This window comes from Caballeronia sp. HLA56 (assembly GCF_054655155.1).
On sequence record NZ_BAAHOB010000002.1, the window covers coordinates 1,202,898 to 1,226,598 of the forward strand.

Annotated in this window: 23 protein-coding genes; 7 read left to right on the plus strand and 16 right to left on the minus strand. The window is 60.7% G+C overall.

The genetic code is table 11. The annotated features are described in order from the left end of the window. Positions 1-56: 56 nt before the first annotated feature. The 5 genes from ACYQ47_RS11840 to sdhC form a co-directional block, all read right to left on the minus strand. Positions 57-2,489: a glucose/quinate/shikimate family membrane-bound PQQ-dependent dehydrogenase gene (locus ACYQ47_RS11840; RefSeq protein WP_459905465.1), complete on the minus strand. Its 2,433-nt coding sequence runs from the start codon at positions 2,487-2,489 to the stop codon at positions 57-59. 361 nt (positions 2,490-2,850) lie between these two features. Then, positions 2,851-3,555, minus strand: a complete 705-nt coding sequence (locus ACYQ47_RS11845; RefSeq protein ID WP_244829110.1) for a succinate dehydrogenase iron-sulfur subunit — start codon at positions 3,553-3,555, stop codon at positions 2,851-2,853. A 19-nt stretch (positions 3,556-3,574) separates the two neighbouring features. Next, complete coding sequence (gene sdhA, locus ACYQ47_RS11850; protein ID WP_459905466.1) at positions 3,575-5,350, minus strand: succinate dehydrogenase flavoprotein subunit; 1,776 nt, start codon at positions 5,348-5,350, stop codon at positions 3,575-3,577. 5 nt (positions 5,351-5,355) lie between these two features. Next, positions 5,356-5,724 (minus strand): succinate dehydrogenase, hydrophobic membrane anchor protein, encoded by a 369-nt coding sequence (gene sdhD, locus ACYQ47_RS11855; RefSeq protein WP_250511816.1) that lies wholly within the window; start codon positions 5,722-5,724, stop codon positions 5,356-5,358. Positions 5,725-5,728: 4 nt separating this feature from the next. Continuing rightward, the gene (sdhC, locus tag ACYQ47_RS11860) at positions 5,729-6,139 is read right to left on the minus strand and encodes a succinate dehydrogenase, cytochrome b556 subunit (protein WP_244829107.1); all 411 of its coding nucleotides are present in this window, start codon (positions 6,137-6,139) and stop codon (positions 5,729-5,731) included. Between the two features lie 219 nt (positions 6,140-6,358). On the opposite strand from sdhC, the gene ACYQ47_RS11865 reads away from it, so the two are divergent. Next, entirely contained in the window at positions 6,359-7,249 is an 891-nt protein-coding gene (locus tag ACYQ47_RS11865; RefSeq protein WP_244830215.1) for a LysR family transcriptional regulator, read from the plus strand. A 29-nt stretch (positions 7,250-7,278) separates the two neighbouring features. Here the strand turns inward: ACYQ47_RS11865 and ACYQ47_RS11870 are convergent, their stop codons facing one another. The 6 genes from ACYQ47_RS11870 to ACYQ47_RS11895 form a co-directional block, all read right to left on the minus strand. Next, entirely contained in the window at positions 7,279-7,554 is a 276-nt protein-coding gene (locus tag ACYQ47_RS11870) for a hypothetical protein (RefSeq protein ID WP_244831042.1), read from the minus strand. 174 nt (positions 7,555-7,728) lie between these two features. Then, positions 7,729-8,433: a TetR family transcriptional regulator gene (locus ACYQ47_RS11875; RefSeq protein ID WP_250468368.1), complete on the minus strand. Its 705-nt coding sequence runs from the start codon at positions 8,431-8,433 to the stop codon at positions 7,729-7,731. Between the two features lie 41 nt (positions 8,434-8,474). Continuing rightward, positions 8,475-9,392 carry an ABC transporter permease gene (locus tag ACYQ47_RS11880; RefSeq protein WP_250510672.1) on the minus strand — a complete coding sequence of 306 codons (918 nt, stop codon included), beginning with the start codon at positions 9,390-9,392 and terminating at the stop codon, positions 8,475-8,477. After that, complete coding sequence (locus ACYQ47_RS11885; protein WP_459905467.1) at positions 9,389-10,495, minus strand: ABC transporter permease; 1,107 nt, start codon at positions 10,493-10,495, stop codon at positions 9,389-9,391. Before ACYQ47_RS11885 ends, ACYQ47_RS11880 begins: the two co-directional genes overlap by 4 nt. Then, a complete protein-coding gene (locus ACYQ47_RS11890; RefSeq protein WP_459905468.1) occupies positions 10,492-12,063 on the minus strand; it encodes an ABC transporter ATP-binding protein in 1,572 nt (523 codons plus the stop codon). The genes ACYQ47_RS11885 and ACYQ47_RS11890 overlap by 4 nt, the downstream gene beginning before the upstream one ends. Then, positions 12,060-13,067: a BMP family protein gene (locus ACYQ47_RS11895; protein ID WP_459905469.1), complete on the minus strand. Its 1,008-nt coding sequence runs from the start codon at positions 13,065-13,067 to the stop codon at positions 12,060-12,062. The genes ACYQ47_RS11890 and ACYQ47_RS11895 overlap by 4 nt, the downstream gene beginning before the upstream one ends. Positions 13,068-13,242: 175 nt before the next feature. Here ACYQ47_RS11895 and ACYQ47_RS11900 point away from each other — a divergent pair, with 175 nt between their 5' ends. The 5 genes from ACYQ47_RS11900 to hpxZ are packed head-to-tail and all read left to right on the plus strand — an operon-like array spanning position 13,243 to position 17,198. After that, a complete protein-coding gene (locus tag ACYQ47_RS11900) occupies positions 13,243-14,046 on the plus strand; it encodes a cysteine hydrolase family protein (protein ID WP_250528106.1) in 804 nt (267 codons plus the stop codon). After that, the gene (locus ACYQ47_RS11905) at positions 14,043-15,176 is read left to right on the plus strand and encodes an amidase (protein WP_459905470.1); all 1,134 of its coding nucleotides are present in this window, start codon (positions 14,043-14,045) and stop codon (positions 15,174-15,176) included. Before ACYQ47_RS11900 ends, ACYQ47_RS11905 begins: the two co-directional genes overlap by 4 nt. Before the next feature lie 50 nt (positions 15,177-15,226). Then, positions 15,227-15,424 (plus strand): AtzG-like protein, encoded by a 198-nt coding sequence (locus ACYQ47_RS11910; protein WP_250468374.1) that lies wholly within the window; start codon positions 15,227-15,229, stop codon positions 15,422-15,424. Beyond that, positions 15,421-16,824 (plus strand): AtzE family amidohydrolase, encoded by a 1,404-nt coding sequence (locus tag ACYQ47_RS11915; RefSeq protein WP_250527875.1) that lies wholly within the window; start codon positions 15,421-15,423, stop codon positions 16,822-16,824. The genes ACYQ47_RS11910 and ACYQ47_RS11915 overlap by 4 nt, the downstream gene beginning before the upstream one ends. After that, entirely contained in the window at positions 16,821-17,198 is a 378-nt protein-coding gene (gene hpxZ / locus ACYQ47_RS11920; RefSeq protein WP_250527876.1) for an oxalurate catabolism protein HpxZ, read from the plus strand. The genes ACYQ47_RS11915 and hpxZ overlap by 4 nt, the downstream gene beginning before the upstream one ends. 56 nt (positions 17,199-17,254) lie before the next feature. On the opposite strand, the gene ACYQ47_RS11925 is transcribed toward hpxZ, so the two are convergent. The 5 genes from ACYQ47_RS11925 to ACYQ47_RS11945 all read right to left on the minus strand — a co-directional run bounded on the left by ACYQ47_RS11925 (position 17,255) and on the right by ACYQ47_RS11945 (position 22,469). Beyond that, positions 17,255-18,691 (minus strand): purine-cytosine permease family protein, encoded by a 1,437-nt coding sequence (locus tag ACYQ47_RS11925; RefSeq protein WP_250468377.1) that lies wholly within the window; start codon positions 18,689-18,691, stop codon positions 17,255-17,257. A gap of 108 nt (positions 18,692-18,799) precedes the next feature. After that, positions 18,800-19,963: an acetylornithine deacetylase gene (argE, locus tag ACYQ47_RS11930; RefSeq protein ID WP_459905471.1), complete on the minus strand. Its 1,164-nt coding sequence runs from the start codon at positions 19,961-19,963 to the stop codon at positions 18,800-18,802. Then, positions 19,956-20,633, minus strand: coding sequence for a DUF1028 domain-containing protein (locus ACYQ47_RS11935; RefSeq protein WP_459905472.1), 678 nt, complete (start codon positions 20,631-20,633; stop codon positions 19,956-19,958). Before ACYQ47_RS11935 ends, argE begins: the two co-directional genes overlap by 8 nt. Before the next feature lie 15 nt (positions 20,634-20,648). Next, the gene (locus tag ACYQ47_RS11940) at positions 20,649-21,080 is read right to left on the minus strand and encodes a RidA family protein (RefSeq protein ID WP_244830202.1); all 432 of its coding nucleotides are present in this window, start codon (positions 21,078-21,080) and stop codon (positions 20,649-20,651) included. A 57-nt stretch (positions 21,081-21,137) separates the two neighbouring features. Then, the gene (locus ACYQ47_RS11945; RefSeq protein ID WP_459905473.1) at positions 21,138-22,469 is read right to left on the minus strand and encodes a flavin-containing monooxygenase; all 1,332 of its coding nucleotides are present in this window, start codon (positions 22,467-22,469) and stop codon (positions 21,138-21,140) included. A gap of 234 nt (positions 22,470-22,703) precedes the next feature. Here ACYQ47_RS11945 and ACYQ47_RS11950 point away from each other — a divergent pair, with 234 nt between their 5' ends. Beyond that, positions 22,704-23,630: a LysR family transcriptional regulator gene (locus tag ACYQ47_RS11950; protein WP_250468380.1), complete on the plus strand. Its 927-nt coding sequence runs from the start codon at positions 22,704-22,706 to the stop codon at positions 23,628-23,630. Positions 23,631-23,701 lie beyond the last annotated feature (71 nt).

Here is a 23,701-nt window from a genome sequence, read left to right on the forward strand (position 1 = left end):
GCCAGGCCGACAGGCTCGAAGAGAAGCCGTCACTTTAACCAAGCGACGGCGCGTACTCAATGATCTAGTGCATAGGCGATGACATAATCGCCTCGATCCGGCGACTGTCGCGCGCCGCCCGCCGAGATGAGCACGTACTGCTTGCCCGTTTTCGGCGATACATAGCTCATCGGTCCACCCTGACTTCCCACCGGCAGACGCGCCTTCCATACCTCCTTGCCGGTCGCGCTATCGAAGGCACGCAGGTAGTAGTCTTGCGTCCCCGCGATGAACACGAGGCCGCCCTGCGTCGCCAGCGTGCCGCCGAGCGTCGGCATGCCAATGGGCATCTTCATCCCCATCTTGATACCGAAGGGACCCGTGTCCTGCACCGTGCCCACAGGCACTTGCCATACGATCTTCTGCGTCTTCAGATCGACCGCGGAAAGCGTGCCGAAAGGCGGCTTCTGACAAGGGATACCGAGCGGCGACATGAAGCGGTTTTTGTTGACGGCGTAAGGCGTGCCTTTCAGCGGCACCGCGCCCATGCCGGTGTTTACGGACTCGCCGCCGTTGCTGGCCTGCACGTTGTCGGTCTTCTGCGGAATCATCTGCACCCAGAGGCCGAGGCGCATGTCGTTCACGAAGATGTAATGACTATTCGGATCGGTCGAAAGGCTGCCCCAGTTCATGCCGCCGAGCGAGCCTGGAAAGCTCAGCGAGATGTCCGTGTCGGGCGGCGTGAAGAGACCGTCGTAACGCATCGACTTGAAGCTGATTCGGCAGATGAGTTGATCGAAAGGCGTGGCGCCCCACATGTCCGATTCCTTCAGCGTATCGGCGCCGATGCGCGGCATGCCGACCGAGTACGGCTGTGTATCGGGATACTGCTCGCCGGGAATGCTGCCCTTCTTGACGGGCTTTTCTGCGACGCGCGTGAGCGGCTGACCCGTAAGCCGATCGAGCACGAAGATCTGCCCGGACTTCGTGCCGAAGACCACGGCGGGTTTGGTCGAACCATCCTTCTCGGGGAAGTCGATCAGGCTCGGCTGCATGGGAACGTCGAAGTCCCACAAGTCGTTGTGGACCGTCTGGTAGACCCACTTCTCCTTGCCCGTCGTGGCATCGAGCGCGAGGATGGACGTGGCATAACGATGATCCAGAGCCGTGCGGTTCGCGCCCCAGAGATCCACCGAGGAGCTGCCCATCGGGATGAACACCGTGTTCATCGCGGGATCGTACGACATGGGCGCCCACGAGTTCGGCGTGCTCCGAGCAAAGGTCTGACCCGGCTCGAGTTGCGCGTTGGGATCGTCATGGCCCGGATCGAAAGCCCAGCGCATTTGCCCCGTGATGACATCGAAACCGCGCAGCACGCCACCGGGCATGTCGGTCTGCACGTTATCCGCTACTCGCCCGCCTACGACCACGGTCGTGCCTGCAAGCGTCGGCGCGGAAGTAAGCTGATACTTGGGGTCATCCGCCGCGCCAAGGCCTGCTTTCAGATTCACGAAACCATGGTCGCCGAAACTTTCGCAGAGCGCGCCGTTATCCGCATCGATGGCAACGAGGCGCGCATCGATCGTGTTCATCAGAATGCGGCGCTGACACGCTTCGCCCGATGCAAGCGTCGGCGCGATCACGGGCGTCGAACCCGCGACCGAAGGCTGCGTAAGCGCTTGCGTGGCATCGAAGTATGCAAGGCCGCGACAACGGTTCCACACCTGCGCCTGCGCATTGATTTCGCGCTTCCAGATTTGCTTGCCGCTGTCGACATCGACAGCGATCACGTTGTTATGCGGCGTGCACATGAAGATGCGATCGCCCACTTGCAACGGCGTTTGCTGATCTTCCGCGCCGTTGCCACCGGGGCTCACCGGCACGTCGCCCGTATGAAAAGTCCATGCAACATGCAGGTCCTTGATGTTGTCGCGCGTGATCTGGTTCAGCGCCACGAAACGGCTGCCGCCCGGCGTATTGCCATAGTTGCTCCAATTCTTCTGCGCGTCGTTCTGTGCAAGCGGTGCGAGCGGCGCAGCCGTGCCTTCGAAGGCGACCGGGTCGTGCGGTTCGAACATCTGCACGAACGTGACGACCATGCCCAACGCAAACAGCGCGCTCAAACCGTATGCCCATTTCGACGCGGGCGTCACCCTCTCATGCTTGCGCAACGACGGCCATAGCAGCAACGCGAGCACCATGAAGCCCGTCGGCAACATGAGACGCGACACCAGCGGCCAGAAATCGAAGCCTGCGTCGATCGAGGCCCAGATCAGCGTGCCGACGAACGCCACGCCATACACGATGACCGCGGAAGACCGCGCGCGCATCAACTGCACCGCGGCCACGGCGATCACGATCCCGGCGATCACGAAGTACGGGCTGCCGTGCAGCAAGACGAGCTTGGCGCCGCCTGCAACGAAGAACAGACCCGTGGCCAGCATTGCGAGCCCCAACAACACACAACCGGTTCTCAGCGCGGCTGAAACACGGGTATTACTCGTAGACATCTATTTTCTCCAAGAAGCTCGGGCGCGGTCGGTCGCGAAGGATGGAGCCTTCGGTACGCTGGATGGGAACGCATCGGCGAAACAGGCTTGCAGACGAAGCGTTGCTGCACGGCGCAGGGTTGCGCGCGGCACGGCCCTTCTCAACGCCATGCGGGGAGCATGGCGATTAACGGTGCCGACGACGGCACTTGTGCAATCTCGATATTCTAACCGGATAGTTAAAAATGTGCTTAGTTACTCTCAGTATCTGTCCCTTTTCGACGGGACGTTTGCGCGCTTGAGCTAGCTCTCAAACGACAACTGCCGAAGCTGGCTCACGCTCAGCTTCGGCAGTCGTTCAATGCTTGTTACGCCATTCGCGCTACACCGCGCGGCGCACCATCAATTCCTTGATCTTGCCGATCGCCTTGGTCGGGTTGAGCCCCTTCGGGCACACGTCGACGCAATTCATGATCGTGTGGCAACGGAACAGACGATACGGATCTTCCAGGTTGTCCAGACGCTCGCCGGTCGCTTCATCCCGGCTATCCGCAATGAAGCGATACGCCTGCAGCAAGCCCGCCGGTCCGACGAACTTGTCCGGATTCCACCAGAAACTCGGGCACGACGTCGAGCAACTCGCGCACAGAATGCACTCGTACAGCCCGTCGAGCTCGTCGCGTTCGACCGGCGACTGCAGACGCTCTTTTTCCGGCGGCGGCGTGTCGTTGATCAGATACGGCTTGATCGAATGATACTGATTAAAAAATTGCGTGAAGTCGCAAATCAGATCGCGCACCACCGGCAAGCCCGGCAGCGGACGCAGCACAATGCGCTGCGGCAGATCGTTCATGTTCTGCAAACACGCAAGACCGTTCTTGCCATTGATGTTCATCGCGTCCGAGCCGCACACGCCTTCGCGGCACGAACGGCGAAACGACAGCGTCTCGTCGACCGACTTCAGCTTGAGCAGTGCATCGAGCAGCATGCGTTCGTGCGAGTCGATCTCCAGCTCGTAGGTCTGCATGCGCGGGGCTGCGTCCTTGTCCGGATCGTAGCGATAGACTTCGAAGATTCTCTTTGCCATTTCGATTTTCCCTTGTGCCTTAGAAGGTCCGTGCCTTCGGCGGCACCGATTCAACCGTCAGCGGCTTCATCTGCACCGGCTTGTAGTCGAGGCGATCGCCTTCGCTGAACCACAGCGTATGGCGCATCCAGTTCTCGTCGTCGCGATGCTCGAAGTCGCTGTGCGCGTGCGCGCCACGGCTTTCCTTGCGCGCTTCGGCCGACACCATGGTCGCGCGCGCGACTTCGATCAGGTTCGCCAACTCCAGCGCCTCGACCTTCGCCGTGTTGAACACCTTCGATTTGTCCTTCAGATGCACGTGCTTCACGCGCGCGGTGAGTTCGTCGATCTTGCTCACGCCCTCTTCGAGCAGCTTCGATGTGCGGAACACGCCCGCATGCGCCTGCATGGTCGAACGAATGTCGTTGGCGATGTTCTGCGTGTATTCGCCCGACGTTGACTTCTCCAGCACCGCGAGGCGTTCGAGCGCGAAGTCGGCGGCATCGGCCGGCAGCGGCTTGTGCTCTTTCAACTCCTTCGCGTGCTTGATGATGTGATTGCCCGCCGCGCGGCCGAACACCACCAGGTCGAGCAGCGAGTTCGTGCCCAGACGGTTCGCGCCGTGCACCGAGACGCACGAGCATTCGCCCACCGCGTAGAACCCGTTGACCGGCTCGTTATAACCATTGGACGTACCCACGACCTGCCCGTGCATGTTCGTCGGTATGCCACCCATTTGATAGTGGATGGTCGGCACCACGGGAATGGGCTCCTTGATGCAATCGACGTTGGCGAACTTGAGCGCGATCTCGCGAATCGACGGCAAGCGCTTCATGATCGTCTCGGCGCCGATGTGCGACAGATCCAGCAACACGTGGTCCTTGTTCGGAGCCACGCCGCGGCCTTCCTTGATTTCCTGATCCATCGAACGCGAAACGAAGTCGCGCGGCGCGAGGTCTTTCAGCGTCGGTGCGTAACGCTCCATGAAGCGGTCGCCGTTCGAATTGCGCAAGATGCCGCCTTCGCCGCGCACGCCTTCGGTAATCAGTACGCCCGCGCCCGCGACACCGGTCGGGTGGAATTGCCAGAACTCCATGTCCTGCAACGCGATGCCCGAGCGCGCGGCCATGCCCAAGCCATCGCCCGTGTTGATGAACGCATTCGTCGATGCCGCGAAGATACGTCCCGCGCCGCCCGTGGCGAACAGCGTGGTCTTGCCTTCGAGGATATACACGTCGCCCGTTTCCATCTCCAGCGCGGTGACGCCGAGCACATCGCCTTCGGCGTCGCGGATCAGGTCCAGCGCCATCCATTCGACGAAGAAGTGCGTTTTGGCCGCGACGTTCTGCTGATACAGCGTGTGCAACAACGCGTGGCCGGTACGGTCGGCCGCGGCGCAGGCGCGTTGCACGGGCTTTTCGCCGTAGTTGGCCGTGTGTCCGCCGAACGGACGCTGATAGATCGTGCCATCCGGATTGCGGTCGAACGGCATGCCCATGTGTTCGAGCTCATACACGGCGTTGGGCGCTTCACGGCACATGAATTCGATTGCATCCTGGTCGCCGAGCCAGTCGGAGCCCTTGATGGTGTCGTAGAAGTGATAGTGCCAGTTGTCCTCGCTCATGTTGCCAAGCGAGGCACCGATGCCACCTTGCGCGGCGACCGTATGCGAGCGCGTGGGAAACACCTTCGACAACACAGCGACCGACAGGCCCGCACGCGCGAGCTGCAGCGATGCGCGCATGCCCGAGCCGCCCGCGCCCACGATGACCACGTCGAAACGGCGACGCGGCAGGGAAGTCTTGATTGCAGCCATGTTCTTTAAACTCTCCAGAGAATCTGTGCAGCGTAGCCGGCGCATCCGACGAGCCAGAGGATGGTCAGCACCTGAAGAAACAGGCGCACGGCCATGGGCTTCACGTAATCCATCCAGATATCGCGAATGCCGACCCACGCGTGATAGAACAGGCAAAGCAGAGTCACGAACGTGGCAAGCTTCATCCACTGCATGGCGAAGATGGACGCCCAGCCTTCATAGGAGAAGCTGTGTGCGGCGAAGAACCAGAACAGCAAAATGACGGTGTACGCCGCCATCACGACGGCGGTGATGCGTTGCGCGAGCCAGTCGCGCAGGCCGTAATGCGCGCCCACGACCAGGCGCTTCGGGCCAACTCTGTTTTGGGTTGCCATGGTCTTAGAAGGCTCCGAAGATTTTAAGGGCCATCACAGCCGTGAGAAGCAGCGAGACGACGAGCACGATCAACGCGCTTTGCTTGCCGCCTTCCTTGTTCACGCCAACGTGCGTGTCGAGCAGCAGAAAGCGAATGCCCGCGCAGAAGTGATGCAGATACGCCCACGACAGCACGAGCGTGATGATCTTGACGATGGGGTTGGCCAGAAAGCCCTTGAACGCGTCGAAACTGAGTTCCGAGGTCAGGCTCTGATCGAGCAGATAGAGAATGAACGGCAGCGACACGAAAAGCAGCAAGCCGCTGATGCGATGCAGGATGGACACCTTCCCCGCGAGCGGCAAGCGATACTTCGCGAGTTGACCAAGCCCGATGTTCCGGAACTCGGGCCTTGGTTTTTTTACGGCTTCAGCCACGGGAAGACCCCTTCTCACTTTGGATTGAGCAACCGCAGCACGTCGCCGGCACGCTCGTCGAGCGCGACTCGTCCCGTCGGCCTCAGTCGAAAACCGGCCGCGTGTATTGGAGGAAGAGTTATAGGCGCGCGGTCTGCGCGATAGCGTTATTTTGTCGCGTCGTTGTTATACTGTCCAATATCTATCTCGTCTTTCTGAAATAGCTTTAACAGATATCGCATGGAATTGCGCCATATTCGTTATTTTCTGGCCGTGGCCGAAGAGCTAAACGTGACGCGCGCGGCGGAGCGGCTTGGCATCGGGCAGCCGCCGCTCAGTCAGCAGATTCACGCTCTAGAAGACGAAATCGGCGTGCGTCTGTTCCGTCGCACGGGGCACGGCGTGGTGCTGACCGAGGCCGGAGAAGCGTTTGCGGCCGATGCCAGACGCATCCTGAACGACACGCGCATTGCCGTGGAAAACGCGCAAAGCGCGGGACGCGGTGAAATGGGGCAACTCAACATCGGTTTCACGGGTTCGGCGGCGTTCAATCCCGTTGTGTCGCAACTGATTCGCGCGTATCGGCAGGCATTTCCTAACGTTACGCTTACGTTGGCCGAAGGCAACACCGCCCAATTGCTGGCTTATCTCGATGCAGGCACCGTCGATGTCGCGTTCGTGCGGCTCGGCAGTCAGTCGCCCGTGGGCGTCGAGTTTCACCACATCGCGGTAGAGCCCATGCGCGTGGTGCTGCCCGTCACGCATCGGCTGGCGAAGAAAAAGAAGATCGCATTGTCAGCGCTGGCCGAAGATCCCTTCGTCATGCTGCCGCGCGTGGCGAGTCCGACGCTGCACGATGTGATCGTCGGCGCATGCAGGGAGGCCGGTTTCGAGCCCGTTGCAGGCCAGCAGGCGCCGCAGCTTTCGTCGGTCGTGAACCTCGTCGCAGCCGAGTTCGGCGTGTCGCTCGTGCCGGCTTCCGTGTGCCAGATACAGGTCGAAGGTGTCGTGTATGCCGACATGACCGGCAAAGCCGTATCGATCAGGCTTGCGTTGGCATCGCGGATTGAAGCCACGCAAGCCAAGACCGCGAACTTTCTCGATATGGCACTGGGTTTTGCTCAGGTTTAGGGTGGCCGCTTCCGCGTGAGCGAAGCCGCTCATTCGGCCTGAGCGTCGTGCAAATCGCCGAACAAATCCGACGTCGCACCGCTCGATGGCTGCAACGACTGCAACGCGCCGCTCCTGACCTGTTCGAGCACTTGCGGCGAGAGCCACCGCTCTTCCATTGCGGCGATGCCGCTTTCGATCATCTGCTGCAGAAAAAACGACTGCTTGCGCCCAGTCGCTTCCGCCAGTATGCGTAATCTTTGTTCGATCGCGGGCTCGACACGAACCGCGACGACCTTCAACTTGTTTTCGGCGGACCTTCTCAACCTTGACTCCCAATGCATGTCCCGCGTCGATAACGGACGCGTGCGTGGCTCGGCTTTTATCACAAAGAGGCGGCGCATCGCAATGCTTCTTTGCTGCGGCCTTCGCAAACATGCCTGCGCGCGGCTTGAATCGCACGCTTATTCACGCATTCACCGCATCACGCATTCACCGCATCACGCATTCACCGCGAGCTTCATCGTACCTTCTCTTGCGAGAAACGCGCGCACGAGTTGATGCGCCTGATCCTTGTGCGCGGATTGCCACGATGCGGCGAGCATCTCGGTATCGAACATGCGTGACAGCGTGTACGCGTTCGATTTGTGAAAATACGCGAGACTCACCAGCGTGACATAGAGATGCAATGGGTCGATGCCGCGTCTTAACGTTCCTGCCGTCTCGCCACGACGGATCAGCGTGCGCAGCATGTCGAGCACCGGCGACGACATTGCTGGAATGACCTTCGAACGCTTCATGTAGCGCGCGCGATTCAGGTTCTCCCATGAAAGCAGACACAGCAGCTCGGGGTGTGCCGCGAAATGGCCTTCGGTGAAGTCATAAAGTTGCAAAATGCCCGCGGCGGGATCGACGGTATGCGCGTCGAGCGTGACAGCTAATTCGGCTTCGCGAAGGCGCGCGAGCACATGCTCCAGGACTTCGACATAAAGCGCTTCCTTGCCGCCGAAGTAGTGATAGATCATGCGGATGTTGACCTTCGAACGGCTCGCGATGGTCTCTACGCGCGCACCGGAAAAGCCCTTGTCCGCGAACTCGCGAATGGCGATCCTGAAGATGCGCTCCTTCGTCTTCGCCGCGAGCTGCGCGCGGCGTGTGGGCGCTGCATCTTCTTTCGAGGCACTTTTCAGCTTGGGCGGGGCCATGAGTCGTGTCGTTGATAAGGACATGTCGATGTTACCCGCCTTTAACGTCTGAACGGCAGCGTGAGCGCGGGCGGTGCGGTCTGTCTGCCGATGAGCCCCGCCACCGCGATCAACGCAAGCAAATACGGCAACATGATGAGCAACGCGGTGGGCACGTGCAGGCCGAACATCGGGAGCTGAAACTGCATGGCCGTGGCGGCACCGAACAAGAGACACGCGAGCGCCGTGCGGCCGATCTTCCAGTTGCCGAAGATGATGGCGGCAATTGCCAGATAACCCGTACCGTTGGTCATATTCTCCGTGAACGTGTGTATGTCGCCGATGGAAATGAAGCAGCCCGCTGCCGCCGACATCACGCCCGAGTACAGCACCGCGCCATAACGAATGCGCGTGACAGGCAGCCCCGATTGATCGACGGCGCGTGGCGCGACGCCTGTCGCATGCAGCGCAATGCCGAGCGCGGTGCGGCGCATGATGACCGACGTTGCGATCAAAACTGCAAACCCCGCATACAGCAGCCACACCTGACCGAACACCGGCTCGCCGATCAACGGCAATTTGCCGAGCACGGGCGGCGACCAGTGCGCGAGGCCGGGAATGACCGCGCTGGAACGTTCGCCGAAAACTGCCCGGTATGCGAGCGTCGTGCCACCAAGCGCGAGAATGTTGATGCCGATGCCCGTCACGATCTGATTCGCGCGCAAGGTCACGCTCAGAAACGCCTGCAGCAAGGCAAGCGGAATCACGCCGAGCATGCCGCATAAAAGCCCGAGCGATGGATGCCCCGTCAGCCAGGAAAACACCGCGCCGAGAAACGCGCCCGTCAGCATCATGCCTTCGACGCTCATGTTCAACACGCCTGCGCGTTCGCTGATGAGTTCGCCGGTCGAAGCAAGCAACATGGGCGCGGCCAGGCGAATGGATGCGCCGGCAAAGACCGCGAGAAGTTCGAGGTTCATCGCGAAGTTTCTCCTTTATCGAGCCACATTGCGCCGCCTGCCAAAGCGATGGTGACGATGCCCTGCACGATCAGCACGAGCGCTGATGGTACTTGCGCGACCATCTCCATGTTGATGCCACCCGAGCGCAATAAGCCGAACATCAAGGCCGCCGCGAACACGCCGGTTATCGAACCACGCGCGAGCAAACCGACGACGAGGCCATCGAAACCGTAGCCCGACGAGAAGCCCGCCTTCAGCGAGTATTGATCGCCTTGCAGCATCAACGCGCCGGCGAGTCCGCTGAACGCGCCTGCGATCGCAAGCGCGCCGACGAGCGATGATGTGATCGGCAAGCCCGCGCGCTTCGCGGCAACGGCGTTGAGCCCCGCTGCGCGCAACGACAGGCCGAAGCGTGTGCGCGCGAGCATCACGGCCGATGCAACAGCCAGCACGAGCGTCACCGGCAAGCCGATATTCAGGTTCATGCCGCTTGCCATGAAGATGGCCGGCAGCTTGGTTACATCGGGAATTTCCAGCGATTCAGGCAAGGTCGCGCCGCTCGTCATTGGTTGACGCAACAGTGCATCGCTTTGCACGCACCAGTAAAGCAGCCACACGGCGATGAACGAAAGCAGCAGCGTACTGATGACTTCGTTGGTACCGGCTTTAGCTTTCAGCACGCCGGGCACGCCGCCCCATACCGCACCCGCGGCGGCCGCCGTGAGCATCGGCACGATGAAGGCGAGGCCGAAAGGCAAGTGCGCGCATCCGCCGTAGAGACTCATCGCCGTGGCAACTATGCCGCCTATCGCCAGTTGCCCTTCTCCGCCCACGTTGGTCAGCTTCGCGCGGTTTGCGATGACAAAGCCCGTGCCGACGAGCGCGAACGCGAGGCTGCGATTGACGGAGGCCCCGATTGCATAGGGCGAGCCCCACGCGCCATCTGCGAACGCGGCGAGCGCATCGGCAATGGATACGCCCATCACCGCGATCAAGCCGAGCGCCGCGAGCATTGCAAAGAGCACGGCCGCCGCGATCACGAACGCAACGCGTAATTGCGGCGCATGGCGCGCGCCGGACGTTGCCGCGAAGGGCCGATGCAGCTTCATGTTGACGTTCATGCGTTATCTCCCGAGCCCGCCATCCATGCGCCGATACGACCGCGATTGCTCGCATCGGGCGTACAAGTGCCCATGATGCGACCGCGATACAGCACGACGATGCGATCGGCGACGCTCATCAGTTCGTCGAGTTCAGAGGAAATGAGCAGCACGCCCACGCCGCGATCGCGCGCCGCGCGAATATGCGCATAGACGGCGGCCACCGCGCCGACATCGAGCCCGCGCGTGGGCTGCGCCGCAAGCAGGAACAGCAAAGGGTCGAGCGTGAGTTCGCGTGCAAGAACGGCTTTCTGCTGATTGCCGCCGGAGAGTCCGCCGAACAACGCATCGGGGCCGCTTGCACGCACGTCGAAACGTTGCATGAGTTCGAGCGCGGCATCGCGCATGGCGCGGCGGCGCAGAAAGCCACCGCGCGTATAGCGGTCGAGATGATTGAGCAAGAGGTTGTCGGTGAGACTCATGCCGGTGACGCAGCCTACCGCGTGACGATCTTCCGGCACGATACCGACGCCCGCTTCCGTTAATTCGCGCGGGCTGGCGTTGGACATGTCGCGGCCAGCGATAAAGAAGCGCCCCGACGATGCGCTCAGCATGCCCGCGAGCACCGCGCCGAGTTCGCTTTGACCGTTGCCTTCCACGCCCGCGATACCGACGATTTCGCCGCGATTCACGACGAGCGTGCAGTCCGCGAGACGCGTGACGCCTTCCGCGTCGCGAGCGCTCAGGCCGTCGAGTTGCAGTACTTCGTCGTCGAGCGGTCGCGAGTACGGCGAGCCGCTTTGCACGAGTGACAGACGCGTCGCGAGATCGTCGGCGGCATCGCTGTCTTCGCGATGAATCATCGCGTGCACGAGCCGGTCGATATCCCTCGATGGATTCGACGAACGCGCGACCACGCGTCCGGATTGCAGCACGGTCGCATGTGTCGCAATGCGGCCGATTTCCTTGAGCTTGTGCGTCACGAGCACCACTGCGCAACCGCGTTTCGCCACGCGTTCGCACGTGTCGAGCAACGCATCGATCTCGGCGGGCAAGAGCACGGCGGTGGGTTCATCGAGCAGAAGAAGACGCGGCTCGCGCATCAGGCATTTGACGATCTCGACGCGTTGCCGTTCGCCGACGGACAAGTCCGCGATCTTCGCGTCGAGCGCAAGATCGAGACCGACGCTCGCCAACACGTCTTGCACGCGCGTGGCTTCCGCTGGCCGGTCGAGCCAGCCGCGCGCCTGACCGAGCAGCAGGTTGTCGAGCACGGTGGCATCGTCGACGAGACTGAAATGCTGATGCACCATCGCGATACCGTTCGCGAGCGCTTCACGCGGATTGCGCGGCCGATACGGCGCGCCGTTGACGCGCATGGCGCCTGCATCCGGCTGATGCACACCGAAGATCACATTGCACAGCGTCGACTTGCCCGCGCCGTTCTCGCCGAGCAGACAATGCACGTCGCCGGGATACAGGTCGAGCGAGACGTCGTCGAGCGCCGTGAACGCGCCGAAGCGTTTGCCGATTCCCTGCAGCGAGAGAATGGGCGAACTATCGGCGGATGGGGAAGCCAGCGTGCTCATCCTTCAGAAATCTTGATCTTGCCGCTCTGGATATCGTCTTCGATCTGCTTGATCTTGGCGTCCATGGCGGGCGTGGATTTGCAGATCACCATGCCGGATGCTTTCGGCCCCATTGCAAGGCCGAACGCTTTATAGCCCGGCTGCCATTGCCCCTTCTCCAGTTGCTCGATGGCGTACTGCGCCTGATAGCCCACGCCGGTGATGCTGTATGCGATGTAAAGCGGATCGCTTCCGCAACGGTCCGTATAGCTGCCGATGATGTGCGTGTCTTTTTCCTTCGCCGCTTGTTCGAGCCCGCGCAAGCCGAGATTCAGGATGTGATAGTGCACGTCCGCGCCCTGCGCGATGGCCGCTGCCGTCGCTTCGCGCGCCTTCGCCACGTTGTCGAAGTCGCCGGTATAAGCCTCGAAGTACTTGACCTTCGGATTGATATAGCGCGCACCGTTGCCGAATTCCTTGCCCGCATTCACGATCGACGGAATTTCCATGCCGCCCACATAACTCACCGCGCCGTTCTTCGACAGCATGGCTGCGGCCGCGCCCGCGACATAAGCGATCTCGGCCTGCTTCACGTCATAGCCCGCGACATTCGGCGGCATGTTCTCGCCCTTGTTGCCGCCGACGATGGAGAACTTCACATTGGGAAAGCGCTTCGCGACCTTGAGTACCGCAGCCTGCGTCTGACCGCCGATACCGATAACGAGCTGATTCTTCGTCGCGAGATTCGTGAGCGCCTGCTCCATGTCCGCGTAGTTGATGTTCTCGATGATCTGCGTCTTCAGCTTCGGGCCGAACTCCTTTTGCGCGGCCGCGACGCCTTCATACCCCGACTCCATCCAGCCCTTGTCGGATTTCGAACCGGGGATCAGGACGCCCACGCGCATCGCTTCATCGGCCGCGTGCGCAGGGCGGATAAAGAACGCCGGCACGCCGAGCGCAACTACGCCGGCAATGGCCACGACGCGTTTCATCAGGATGGAAGGCTGTTGCGAACGGAACATCACTGGCACTCCTTTTGCGTTGAGTTTCGGTAAGTAGGTTATTCATGAGCGAAATGCACATTGCAACTTCAATGCCATGCTCAACCCGCGCGTGAATGACGAATACTTCGCGCCAGTCGCGTTCGGTGTCATCGGCGACCTGCGGCAACATCCTCAACTCTTTACGATGGAGAACACGATGGACCACGCCCCGAACCCCGCCACGTCAGGCGCTGGCTTGCTCGGCGCATTCGCGCAGACGCGCTGGCAAGCGACGGAAACGCTCGTCGATATGGCCGTGCCAACGCCCGTTCCGCGCCTCGCGACACTCGATGCTGAGCCGCAGAAAGTGCGCTTCGACATCGAGAAAACAGCGCTCGTGATCATCGACATGCAGAACGACTTCTGCACCAAAGGCGGGTGGGTCGACCATATCGGGGGCGATTACGGTGCGGACCGTGCACCAATAGCGCCATTGCAGCGCCTGCTGCCGATCGCGCGAGAAAGCGGCGTGCCGGTGATTTGGGTGAATTGGGGCAATAGGCCCGATCTCGCCAACATGCCGCCTAATCAACTGCATCTGTATAAGCCGAAGGGAACGGGCATCGGGCTTGGCGAGGCCTTGCCTGAACATGGCGCACATGTCCTTGAAAAAGATTCGTGGGCAGCCGCCGTGGTCGATGAACTGAAGATCGAACCGCAAGACATCTGCGTGGACAAGTACCGCATCAGCGGCTTCTGGGACACGCCGCTCGACAGCATTCTGCGTAATCTCGGTACACGTACCGTGTTTTTCGCGGGCGTGAACACGGACCAATGCGTGATGCACACACTCACCGATGCCAATTTTCTCGGCTACGGTTGCGTGATGCTCACCGATTGTTGCGCGACTTCATCGCCCGACTTCTGCACGGAAGCGAGTATCTGGAACGTGAAGAAATGCTATGGCTTCGTCGCGGATTCGTTGCAATTCGCCGACGCATTGAACAGCGCGGCCGCATGAACGCTTTCGTTCCCGGTCCGCGTATTCGCGTGAATGCAACCGGCAGCGGCGCGCTCGATGGCTTGCGTTTTGCGGTGAAGGATTTGATCGATATCGCGGGCGTGACGACGGGCGGTGGCAATCCCGATTGGTTTGCCACGCACGATGCCGCGCAATGTCATGCGCCGTGCGTGGCGAAGCTGTTAGCGGCGGGCGCATCCGTGGATGGCAAGACCATCACCGATGAACTCGCCTACAGCCTCGAAGGCGCGAACGAACACTATGGCACGCCGCTCAATCCGCGTTGGCCGCATGCGTTGCCGGGTGGATCGTCGAGCGGATCGGCATCGGCGGTTGCGAGCGGCAGTGTCGATTTCGCACTCGGCACCGACACCGGCGGCTCGGTGCGTGTGCCTGCCGCGTTCTGCGGACTCTGGGGCATACGGCCAACGCACGACGCGGTATCGCTCGATGGCGTGCTGCCGTTTGCATCATGCTTCGACACGGTCGGATGGTTCGCGCGCTCGGGTGATGTGCTTGCGCGCGTTGCCGACGTGCTCCTCGATGAGGTCGCTTCCCACGATGCTCCCACGCGTCTCGTGCGCTGCAAGGAAGCATTCGACGCGCACGGTTCCGCGCGTCTGCGCGAATTTGCACCCGCATCCGCCGAGATCGAACTCTTCGCGGGCGAGGGCTCGGACTGGCTGCATGTCTATCAGCAGTTGCAGGACGACGCGATACGTGCGTCTCTTGGTTCATGGATCGACACGCATACGCCGCGCTTCGGAGCGAACATCGCGCCACGCTTCGCGCGGCTCAAGTCGATCGACGACGCGGAGGTGAATCGGTGCCACGCTTTACGTGAGGAATATGCGGCACGTATTGCGCATATCGTCGCCGATGCCTTGATTGTGCTGCCAACTACGCCCGTCTCGCTTTTGCGCCAGAATGAAACGTCGGAGCGTATCGGCGCGTTCTATCGCGATGCCTTGACCTTCAACGCCATCGCGGCATTTGCCGGACTGCCGCAAGTGACCATACCCATTGCGAACGAATCGACCGGCCCGCTCGCGTTGTCCTTGATCGGTCCGCGTAACAGCGACCGTGCCTTGATTGCGCGGGCGCGAAGTCTGTTTTCCAAAATCGAATGAGGTAGACGACCTTGTCTACTCATCATCGCTTTCAACATCGAATGAGAACCATGAACATGCCACCGGAAATCGATGGAACGCTCGACGCTTATGCCGACGCCGCACTTCGGCTGCACTTCCCTCATCTAACGGATGACACCGCCGCGCGTGTCAAGGCGCAATTCGCGCGCATCGCGCAACTTGCGGCACCGGTACTCGCCTATCCCGTCGATGCCCAGGACGAACCTGCGCCGGTGTATCGCCCATGACCATCAACGACGCATTCCCTGCTGGCGCAGTTGCCATTGCACGCGCCTATGCCGAAGGTGCATTCAGTGCGCGCGAATTGATCGAAACAACGCTCGCTCGCATCGACACGTTTAACGCGCAGATCAACGCCTTCACCACGATCACGCGCGAACGCGCACTCGATGAAGCCACTGCCCTCGATGCAAGGCGCGCGAGCGGCGCTGCTTTGCCACCGCTCGCAGGCGTTCCCTTTGCGGCGAAGAACCTGTTCGACATCGCGGGCGTCACGACGATCGCGGGATCGCGCGTGCTCGCCAATGCCGCGCCCGCCGCTGCGGATGCAACGATCGTTGCACGACTCACCAATCATGGCGCAATCATGGTCGGCGCGCTCAACATGGACGAGTTCGCCTACGGTTTCACCACCGAGAACAGTCACGCGGGACCGTGCCGCAATCCGCACGACCTGAAACGCTCGGCGGGTGGATCGTCGGGCGGCAGCGCCGCGGCGGTCGCGGCGGGCTTCGTGCCGCTCACTCTCGGAAGCGATACGAATGGGTCAGTGCGCGTGCCTGCCTCGCTGTGCGGCGTGTTCGGCGTGAAGCCGACCTATGGACGCTTGTCGCGGCGCGGAACGTATCCGTTCGTCGCGAGTCTGGATCATATGGGCGCATTCGCGCGCAGTGTCGAAGACCTCGGCGCTGTCTATGAGGCGCTACAGTTTGCCGATCCACTCGATATGGCTTGCGCGCAGCGTGAATTCGAACCCGCGCGTGCGATGAGCGGAACCTTGCGCGTTGCACGTCTGACGGGCTATTTCGACGACTACGCAAACGACGATGCGCGCAACGCATCGCTCACTGCGTTGGCCGCGCTCGATGCGACGGATACCGTCGAGTATCCGGATGCCGATGCGGCGCGTGGTGCAGCGTTTCTCATCACCGCTGCCGAGGGCGGCCAATTGCATATGAAGGACCTTCGCGCGCACTACGACGAGCGTGAGCCTTTGTCGCGCGACCGCTTGATCGCTGGTGCGTTGCTGCCTGCCGCATGGTTCATTCAGGCGCAACGCGTCCGCGCTTCGTTGCGGCGACGCGTGCTGGAACTCTTCGAGCGCTACGAAGTCTTGATCGCGCCAGCGACGCCAGTCGTGGCGCCGCGCATCGGCGACGAGTTCATGGAGGTCCGCGGTGAGCGAATGGCAGTGCGAGCCAGCCTCGGCATGTTGACGCAACCCATCTCGTGCCTTGGGTTGCCCGTTGTGACCGCGCCTATGCGAACGGAAGCCGGCTTGCCGATGGGAGTTCAGTTGATTGCCGCGCCGTGGCGCGAAGACCTGGCATTCGAAGCCGCCCGGCGTCTGGAGCAAGCTGGCGTAGCGGGTTGTGCGACACCGCGTTTTGCCGAGGAGAAAGCGTGAACGAGATCAATCGACCGGATGTTCTCGAGGAAGTGAATGCGGTGTTCGACGCGTATGAACGGGCCCTGACTAGCAATGACGTCGCGATGCTGGATGACCTGTTTTTTAATTCGTCGCTAACGGTGCGCTATGGGGCGACGGAAAATCTCTACGGCTACGACGCCATACGCGAGTTTCGTGCAGCACGGTCCGGGACAGGTTTAGCGCGCGAGGTGACGGCACGAATGGTGACGACCTATGGAGATTCGATGGCCGTTGCAAATATCGAATTCCGGAGGGAAGGCGACGCGCGTATAGGCCGACAAAGTCAGACGTGGATACGCTTCGAGGATGGATGGAAGGTCGTCAGCGCGCATGTCAGCTGGATGACCTAAACGCGACCGCGAGCGGCGATCCTCATGCAGACGGATCGCCGCGACGCCAGGCATCATCACTCGTATCCGGGACCTGTGCGCGCTTGCCGCATCGTCAACGCGCCCTCTTGTCTGCGCCGATAGCCCGAATCCCGCGAAGCCAGCCAGTAATAAAGCGGCGAAGTCAGCAGCAGGCCAATGACCCACGACAGATCCGCGCCATCGAGATACTTCGGCACGGGACCGGCGTACATCGGCGTATTCATGAACGGAATCTGCACGATGATGCCGATTGCGTAAGCGATCAAAGCCTGCGGATTGAAGCGCCCATAAATGCCGCCATCGGCTTCGAAGATCGATTGAATATCGTACTTCCCTTTATGGATGACATAGAAGTCGATCAGGTTGATCGCGGTCCAGGGCACGAGCACCACGAGCAAGGCAAGCACCAGATCGACGAGATTTCCCACGAAGTTGGTCGATGCGCCAATCGCTCCATAGCAGCAGGCAAGCAGAATCGCGACTGAAAGCACGGCGCGCGCTTTGGCCGTGGGAATCCAGCGATAAGCAAACGTCTGCAACGAAGTAATCGTGGCGAGCACCGCGCCATAGAGATTGAGCGCGTTATGACTGATCACGCTAAGCAGAAACAAGACGAGCATGGGCAAGCCGAGGGGGCCGGTCGCAGTCTTGACGGCGTCCATGGTATCGGCGCCGGGCGCGACGGCAAGCGCGGCGACCGCACCGAAGGCAAACGCAAGCGAGGAACCAATGGTGCAGCCCAGATACGTCGCCCAAAACGTCGACGCTACACGCACATTGCTCGGCAAATAGCGCGAGTAGTCGGAAACATAAGGTGCAAACGCAATCTGCCATAGCGCGGACAAGGAAACGGTAGCCAGCCAGCCTGCGAAATTGAAGCCGCCGCGCGTGAAGAAGTCGGCCGTCGCGATATGCGTGAAGATGTATGCAAAGCCCACGAAGATACCGATGCCCAGCACCCACGTACCGATTCGGTTGAGTATATGAATGAATCGATAGCCGATGATTCCGATCAACCCCGAGCCCACCGCACCGATGACGATCCCGACTGGCACCGATATCGATGTTTCGATGCCATGCAACGACTTGCCCGCGAGCACGATATTCGATGCAAAGAAGCCCACGTACATCACGCCCGCAATCACCGTGACGAGCAACGCGCCCCATGATCCGAACTGCGCGCGGCTCTGAATCATCTGCGGGATACCCATCTGTGGCCCTTGCGCCGAATGAAGCGCCATCAACACGCCGCCCACTGCCTGACCGACGATGATCGCGACGATTCCCCACAGCAAGTTCAAATGGAATATCTGCACGCCAAGCGCGCCCGTCACGATAGGCAATGGCGCAATGTTTCCGCCGAACCAGAGCGTGAATAGATCGCGCACCTTGCCATGCCGATCCTCCGGCGGCACATAGCCGATCGTATGCTTCTCGATGAACGAGGACGTGTTGCTATCCGACGTATTCAAAGTCGTCTCCTTTATTGATTTGGCGCATGCGCGAGTCGTTTCGAAAGACCATGCGCACCGCGGAGCCCGTCGAAAGTCTCGGGGCTCTCGAACGCGCCATGGCGCGTGTCAGGAAGCGGTTGCTAGATAATCCGCAAGACGCGCGAGCATGGCGTCGCAGGCGTCGAGTTGCTCGACGCTCACGAACTCGTCGGGCTTGTGCCCTTGATCCATGCTTCCCGGTCCGCACACCACGGTTGGGATGCCCGCTTGATTGAAGAGTCCGCCTTCGGTGCCGAACGCCACCGTGCCGAACTCGTTCGAGCCACTAAGAAGCGTCAGCAAGCGCGCTGCTTCGCTATCTGGCGGTGTGGCCAAGCCCGGATAAGCGCTCAAGGATTCGAAGCGAATGTCCGTGTCCGCTTTCACCGCGCGCATCTTCGGAAGTAATTCGGCTTCGGCAAAGCTTTGCAATTCATCCGCCACCTCATGCGCGTCGAAGCCGGGAAGCGCACGCACTTCGAAATCGAATTCGCATTCCGCCGGCACGATATTGAGCGCACGCCCACCTTTGATGACGCCTGCTTGCACGGTCGAATAGGGTGGATCGAAGAGTGCGTCATGGTGCTCGGGCTGTGCCAGCTGCTCGCCAATATCATCCAGCTTGCCGATAAGACGTGCTGCATACGCTATGGCGTTCACGCCGTAGGGCGCGTAAGCCGAGTGACAAGCCGCGCCCTTCACCTGGCAGCGCATGGCGAGCTTGCCTTTATGCCCGAGCACCGGCTTCAGTTCGGTAGGCTCTCCGATCAGGCACAAAACGGGCTTGTGTGGGCGCCTTGCCAGTTGCTCCAACATGGGCCGCACCCCAAGGCAACCGACTTCCTCGTCGTAAGAGAAGGCAAGGTGTATGGGCATGGCTAGCGATTTCTCAAGGAACGTGGGGACCGACGCCAGCACCGAGGCGATAAAACCCTTCATATCCGCCGTGCCGCGGCCATGTAAGCGCCCTTCCTTCTCGGTAAGCCGAAAGGGATCGAGCGTCCAGGCTTGGCCATCGACGGGCACGACATCGGTATGACCGGATAGCACGATGCCGCCCCTGTCACGCGGACCGATCGTCGCAAACAGATTCGCCTTCGTTCGCTCGGCGTTATAAAACAGTTCGCTCTCGACGCCGAGATTCGCAAGGGTGTCGCGAACGAACTCGATGAGTTCCAGGTTCGAATCGCGGCTGACGGTTGCAAAGCCGATCAGCCGTTCGAGCACGTCGCGGCTCGACATCTCATTCATTGCCCGGCACTCCATAGCTAGGTGCCACTGTCGGGTTCAGCGCACGGGTCACGTAGTCCTGCATTTGCGGCCCATAAGCCTGCCACAAACCATCGAGCTGGCCGATGGGGTCGGCGTCGGCCCAATCGACGCGCAGATCGACGATAGGCCAACTCAGATCGCTTACGATCTTGAGCGCTGCGGAATGCACCGGCCCGGCTTCGCCGCCTGCGGTCATCGCCGCCCGCATCGCAGCGAGCAAACGATCCGCCAGCATGCCTTTGGTGTTTTCGAACGCGGGAATCATGGCTTCGATCACGCCGAGGCTCGCAAGCATGTTGCCTGCGGCGACGCATTGATCTCCAGCCACCGCGTGATGCAGGCCAAGCGCTTCCTTGCCGCTAAAAAACGCGGTGCGGCCATGAGCGTCGATGACCGTTACTTGCCGATAATCGCTGTACGCGTTCGCATCGAGCGCACGGTCGAGCGCCGCCTGAGGATCGAGTTGCGCAGTGTCGATGAGGTCGAGGATCTGCGGCCCAAGTGCGGGCAAAGTCACGTTCTGCGTGGCCACCGCGCCCACGCCGCCGCGTGCCCACGGACATCGCGCGCCCACGGCGATACTCGACGAACTGATTGCAATGCCAAGCTGGCCGGTTTCCTGGCAACGTCCGATCACGGAGAATGTCATGCAAGGCTCCTCGACTTAGGCGGGCTTCCAACCTTCAGGAATGACCGCGATCACATCGATTTCCATCAGCCATTCCGGCTGTCCCAACGCGCTCACCACCAGCCCCGTCGAAATGGGAAACACGCCCTTGAGCCACTTGCCGACTTCCTGGTACACCGGCTCGCGATAACGCGGATCGATCAGATACGTGGTCGTCTTGACGATATGGCTCATGTCGCTGCCCGCCTCTTCGAGCAACTGCTTGAGATTCTTCATCGCCTGCTCGGCTTGCGCGCGTGCATCGCCGAGACCCACCAGATTGCCTTCGAAATCCGTTCCCACCTGACCACGCACATAGACCGTGTTGCCGGCGCGCACGGCCTGGCAAAGATCGTTATCGAGCGTCTGGTTCGGGTACGTATCCTTCGTGTTGAACATGCGGATACGCGTATGCGTGGGTTGGCTCATCGATGCACCTCGAAGCTGAGAATGATTGAATAGTGAATGCGGCGTCTTGGGCGATCGTCAGTTCACGCCCATCTCGCTGACCTTGTGCACGCGCGGATCGCTGAAAGTCGCGGCTTGGTCGGCATGACGGCGCGACGCATCGTGATACGCGAGATACTTGCGCTGCGTGACGATATGATCGGCAATATGTTTTGCATCGTGCCAGACGCCCCAGATGAAAGCGGAGCCGCGCCGCGAAAGCCAGGGCAAGCCAAGGAAATAAACGCCGGGCTCCTTGGAAACGCCTCGCTGATGCTTGGGCTTGCCGTTATCGTCGAAGGCGTTGACATCGAGCCAGCTGAAATCGACGGCGTAGCCGGTTGCCCAGATGATCGAACTCACGCCAGCATCGGCAAGGTTCAGTTCGAGAACAGGTTGCTTCATGCATTCCGGATCGGACGGAATGATGCGTGCCTCGGGCTCGTCCGGCAGATCGATACCATTGCGCGCCACATACGCGTCTGCGGCGCTCAGCAAAGACAAGTAGTTGTCGTCGCCGTTGTTGATGTTGGCCGTGAGGTCTGGCTGAAACGTTGCAATGCCATTCTCGAATGACTTCGTGAGACCGACGAGGTTCATGCCCTGATGCGCGAGACGGCGGAAATCGACTGTTTGTCCGCCACGCGCGCCACTCACTGCAATCGTGACGTGCTCCTTGCCCGGCCGCATGACTTCCGCATCCCACTCGCCGAGCACGCCCAGCCACCAGCAAAAATCACGGCCACGATACGCGCGCGGCGGACGGTCATGCGGGCCGACCGACAAATACACCTTCCTGCCGGCGCGCATCAGTTCATCCGCAATCTGCACGCCCGACGATCCCGCGCCGACCACGAGCACCGCGCCTTCCGGCAATTGCTCGGGATTCCGATAATCAGCCGAATGAAGCTGCGTAAGACGCTCGTCCTTCGGGGCGATAGCCGGGATGACCGGCTTCTGGAACGGACCAGTAGCGACGACTACACGGCTCGCTTCGATCACGCCTTCCGATGTTTCGACGGTGAAGCCTTGCCGCCCGACATTGCGAACCACCTTCTTGACTTCGACGCCCGTGCGAATGGGTGCATCGAACTTTTCGGCGTAGGTGACGAAGTAATCGGCGACCTGATCTTTATTGGCAAAGCCATCGGGATCGACTTCATCGAACTCGAGATTGGGGAAACGATCGTGCCACGCCGGACCGTTCGCCACGAGCGAGTCCCAACGTCCCGTGCGCCAGCGTTCCGCAATGCGGTCGCGTTCAAGAACGAGGTGCGGCACGCCGAGCTTGCTCAGATGCTCGCTCATCGCCACGCCGGCCTGACCGGCGCCAACGACGAGCGTGTCGATTGAGGTTATTTCCACTGTCATGGCTATGTCCTTCGATATGGCTTTACTTCGCGGAAGTGTCCGGCGAAGTCAGCGTCCTTGAGATACGTGCAGTCGTGCGTGGCTGGCATGCTGCCAATGAAGCCCAAATTTACGCTTGAGCGCAGAATTCTAAAAATATATTTAAAAAATGCTTAGCATCGGTTTTGGCTATGCAATCCTTTTTGGCGAAGCCACAATTCGGCCGGTCAACCGGTTAGAGGCGGAGCGTTTCCGATGGAAAACCACCCTTTGCGTTACTCGCTTCGGCAATTGCGCTACTTCGTCGTGACGGCGGAAGTGCTGTCTTTTACAGCCGCCGCGCGGCGCCTGCACATTTCGCAGCCGTCGATCTCGACCGCGCTCGCGGACCTCGAAATATCGTTTGGCGTGCAGCTCTTCATACGGCATCACGCGGCGGGACTGTCGCTTACGCAAGCAGGCCGAGACCTTCTGGGGCAAGCGCGCAATCTGCTAAAAATAGCCGAAGAATTGCAAATGGCCGCTAAGGAAATGGATGGCGGCATGACGGGCTCGATCGCGCTCGGCTGCCTCGTTTCACTTGCGCCGCCGCTCATGCCGGGGCTCATAAGCCGCTTTACCGGCGAGCATGCAGGGATCTCCTTTAGGACCGTCGAGGCGCATCAGGATGGCCTGCTAAGAGGCTTGCACGACGGCTCGCTCGATATTGCGCTGACCTACAGCCTGGATTTGACCGAGGACATCGCGTTTACGCCACTGCTCTCTCTGCCGCCTTATGTCATCTTGCCAAAGACGCACCGGCTAGCCCGCGCGCGCAAGGTCTCATTAGCGGATCTCGAAGCGGAGCCTTACGTGATGCTGGATTTACCGCATAGCCGAGAATATTTCGCGGCCCTTTTCGATGCCGTCGGCAACCGGCCGGTTCCCGCATTTCGGTCGTCGCAGCCTGAAGTCGTGCGCGGCATGGTGGCTAACGGCTTAGGCTATAGCATCCTCAATTTTCCGCTCAAATCGAATCGCACCGTAGATGGTGAAGACTTCGTGATTAAGCGCTTCAAGGACAACGTCAACGCAACGACGCTAGGCATTGCGCAATCGCGCACCATGAAGCCGCGCCAAGTGGTGCAACGCTTCGCCTCGTTTTGTGAGAACTATATCCGGCGGCTGCATCTAGACGCCTAAGAAACGCTAAAGCCAGGAACGCTACATAGGCAAAAGCTCTGCTTTGTATCCGAAAACAATATTTTGGCTGG

Bases quoted from the DNA above. Each gene is read 5' to 3' on its own strand.
- ACYQ47_RS11885 (WP_459905467.1), bottom strand. From the start codon at position 10,495: ATGAACGTCAACATGAAGCTGCATCGGCCCTTCGCGGCAACGTCCGGC.
- sdhA (WP_459905466.1), bottom strand. From the start codon at position 5,350: ATGGCTGCAATCAAGACTTCCCTGCCGCGTCGCCGTTTCGACGTGGTC.
- ACYQ47_RS11875 (WP_250468368.1), bottom strand. From the start codon at position 8,433: ATGGCCCCGCCCAAGCTGAAAAGTGCCTCGAAAGAAGATGCAGCGCCC.
- ACYQ47_RS11900 (WP_250528106.1), top strand. From the start codon at position 13,243: ATGGACCACGCCCCGAACCCCGCCACGTCAGGCGCTGGCTTGCTCGGC.
- ACYQ47_RS11880 (WP_250510672.1), bottom strand. From the start codon at position 9,392: ATGAACCTCGAACTTCTCGCGGTCTTTGCCGGCGCATCCATTCGCCTG.
- sdhD (WP_250511816.1), bottom strand. From the start codon at position 5,724: ATGGCAACCCAAAACAGAGTTGGCCCGAAGCGCCTGGTCGTGGGCGCG.
- ACYQ47_RS11950 (WP_250468380.1), top strand. From the start codon at position 22,704: ATGGAAAACCACCCTTTGCGTTACTCGCTTCGGCAATTGCGCTACTTC.
- ACYQ47_RS11940 (WP_244830202.1), bottom strand. From the start codon at position 21,080: ATGAGCCAACCCACGCATACGCGTATCCGCATGTTCAACACGAAGGAT.
- ACYQ47_RS11935 (WP_459905472.1), bottom strand. From the start codon at position 20,633: ATGACATTCTCCGTGATCGGACGTTGCCAGGAAACCGGCCAGCTTGGC.
- ACYQ47_RS11905 (WP_459905470.1), top strand. From the start codon at position 14,043: ATGAACGCTTTCGTTCCCGGTCCGCGTATTCGCGTGAATGCAACCGGC.
- ACYQ47_RS11890 (WP_459905468.1), bottom strand. From the start codon at position 12,063: ATGAGCACGCTGGCTTCCCCATCCGCCGATAGTTCGCCCATTCTCTCG.
- ACYQ47_RS11945 (WP_459905473.1), bottom strand. From the start codon at position 22,469: ATGACAGTGGAAATAACCTCAATCGACACGCTCGTCGTTGGCGCCGGT.
- ACYQ47_RS11865 (WP_244830215.1), top strand. From the start codon at position 6,359: ATGGAATTGCGCCATATTCGTTATTTTCTGGCCGTGGCCGAAGAGCTA.
- argE (WP_459905471.1), bottom strand. From the start codon at position 19,963: ATGAATGAGATGTCGAGCCGCGACGTGCTCGAACGGCTGATCGGCTTT.
- ACYQ47_RS11915 (WP_250527875.1), top strand. From the start codon at position 15,421: ATGACCATCAACGACGCATTCCCTGCTGGCGCAGTTGCCATTGCACGC.
- ACYQ47_RS11845 (WP_244829110.1), bottom strand. From the start codon at position 3,555: ATGGCAAAGAGAATCTTCGAAGTCTATCGCTACGATCCGGACAAGGAC.
- ACYQ47_RS11910 (WP_250468374.1), top strand. From the start codon at position 15,227: ATGAACATGCCACCGGAAATCGATGGAACGCTCGACGCTTATGCCGAC.
- ACYQ47_RS11840 (WP_459905465.1), bottom strand. From the start codon at position 2,489: ATGTCTACGAGTAATACCCGTGTTTCAGCCGCGCTGAGAACCGGTTGT.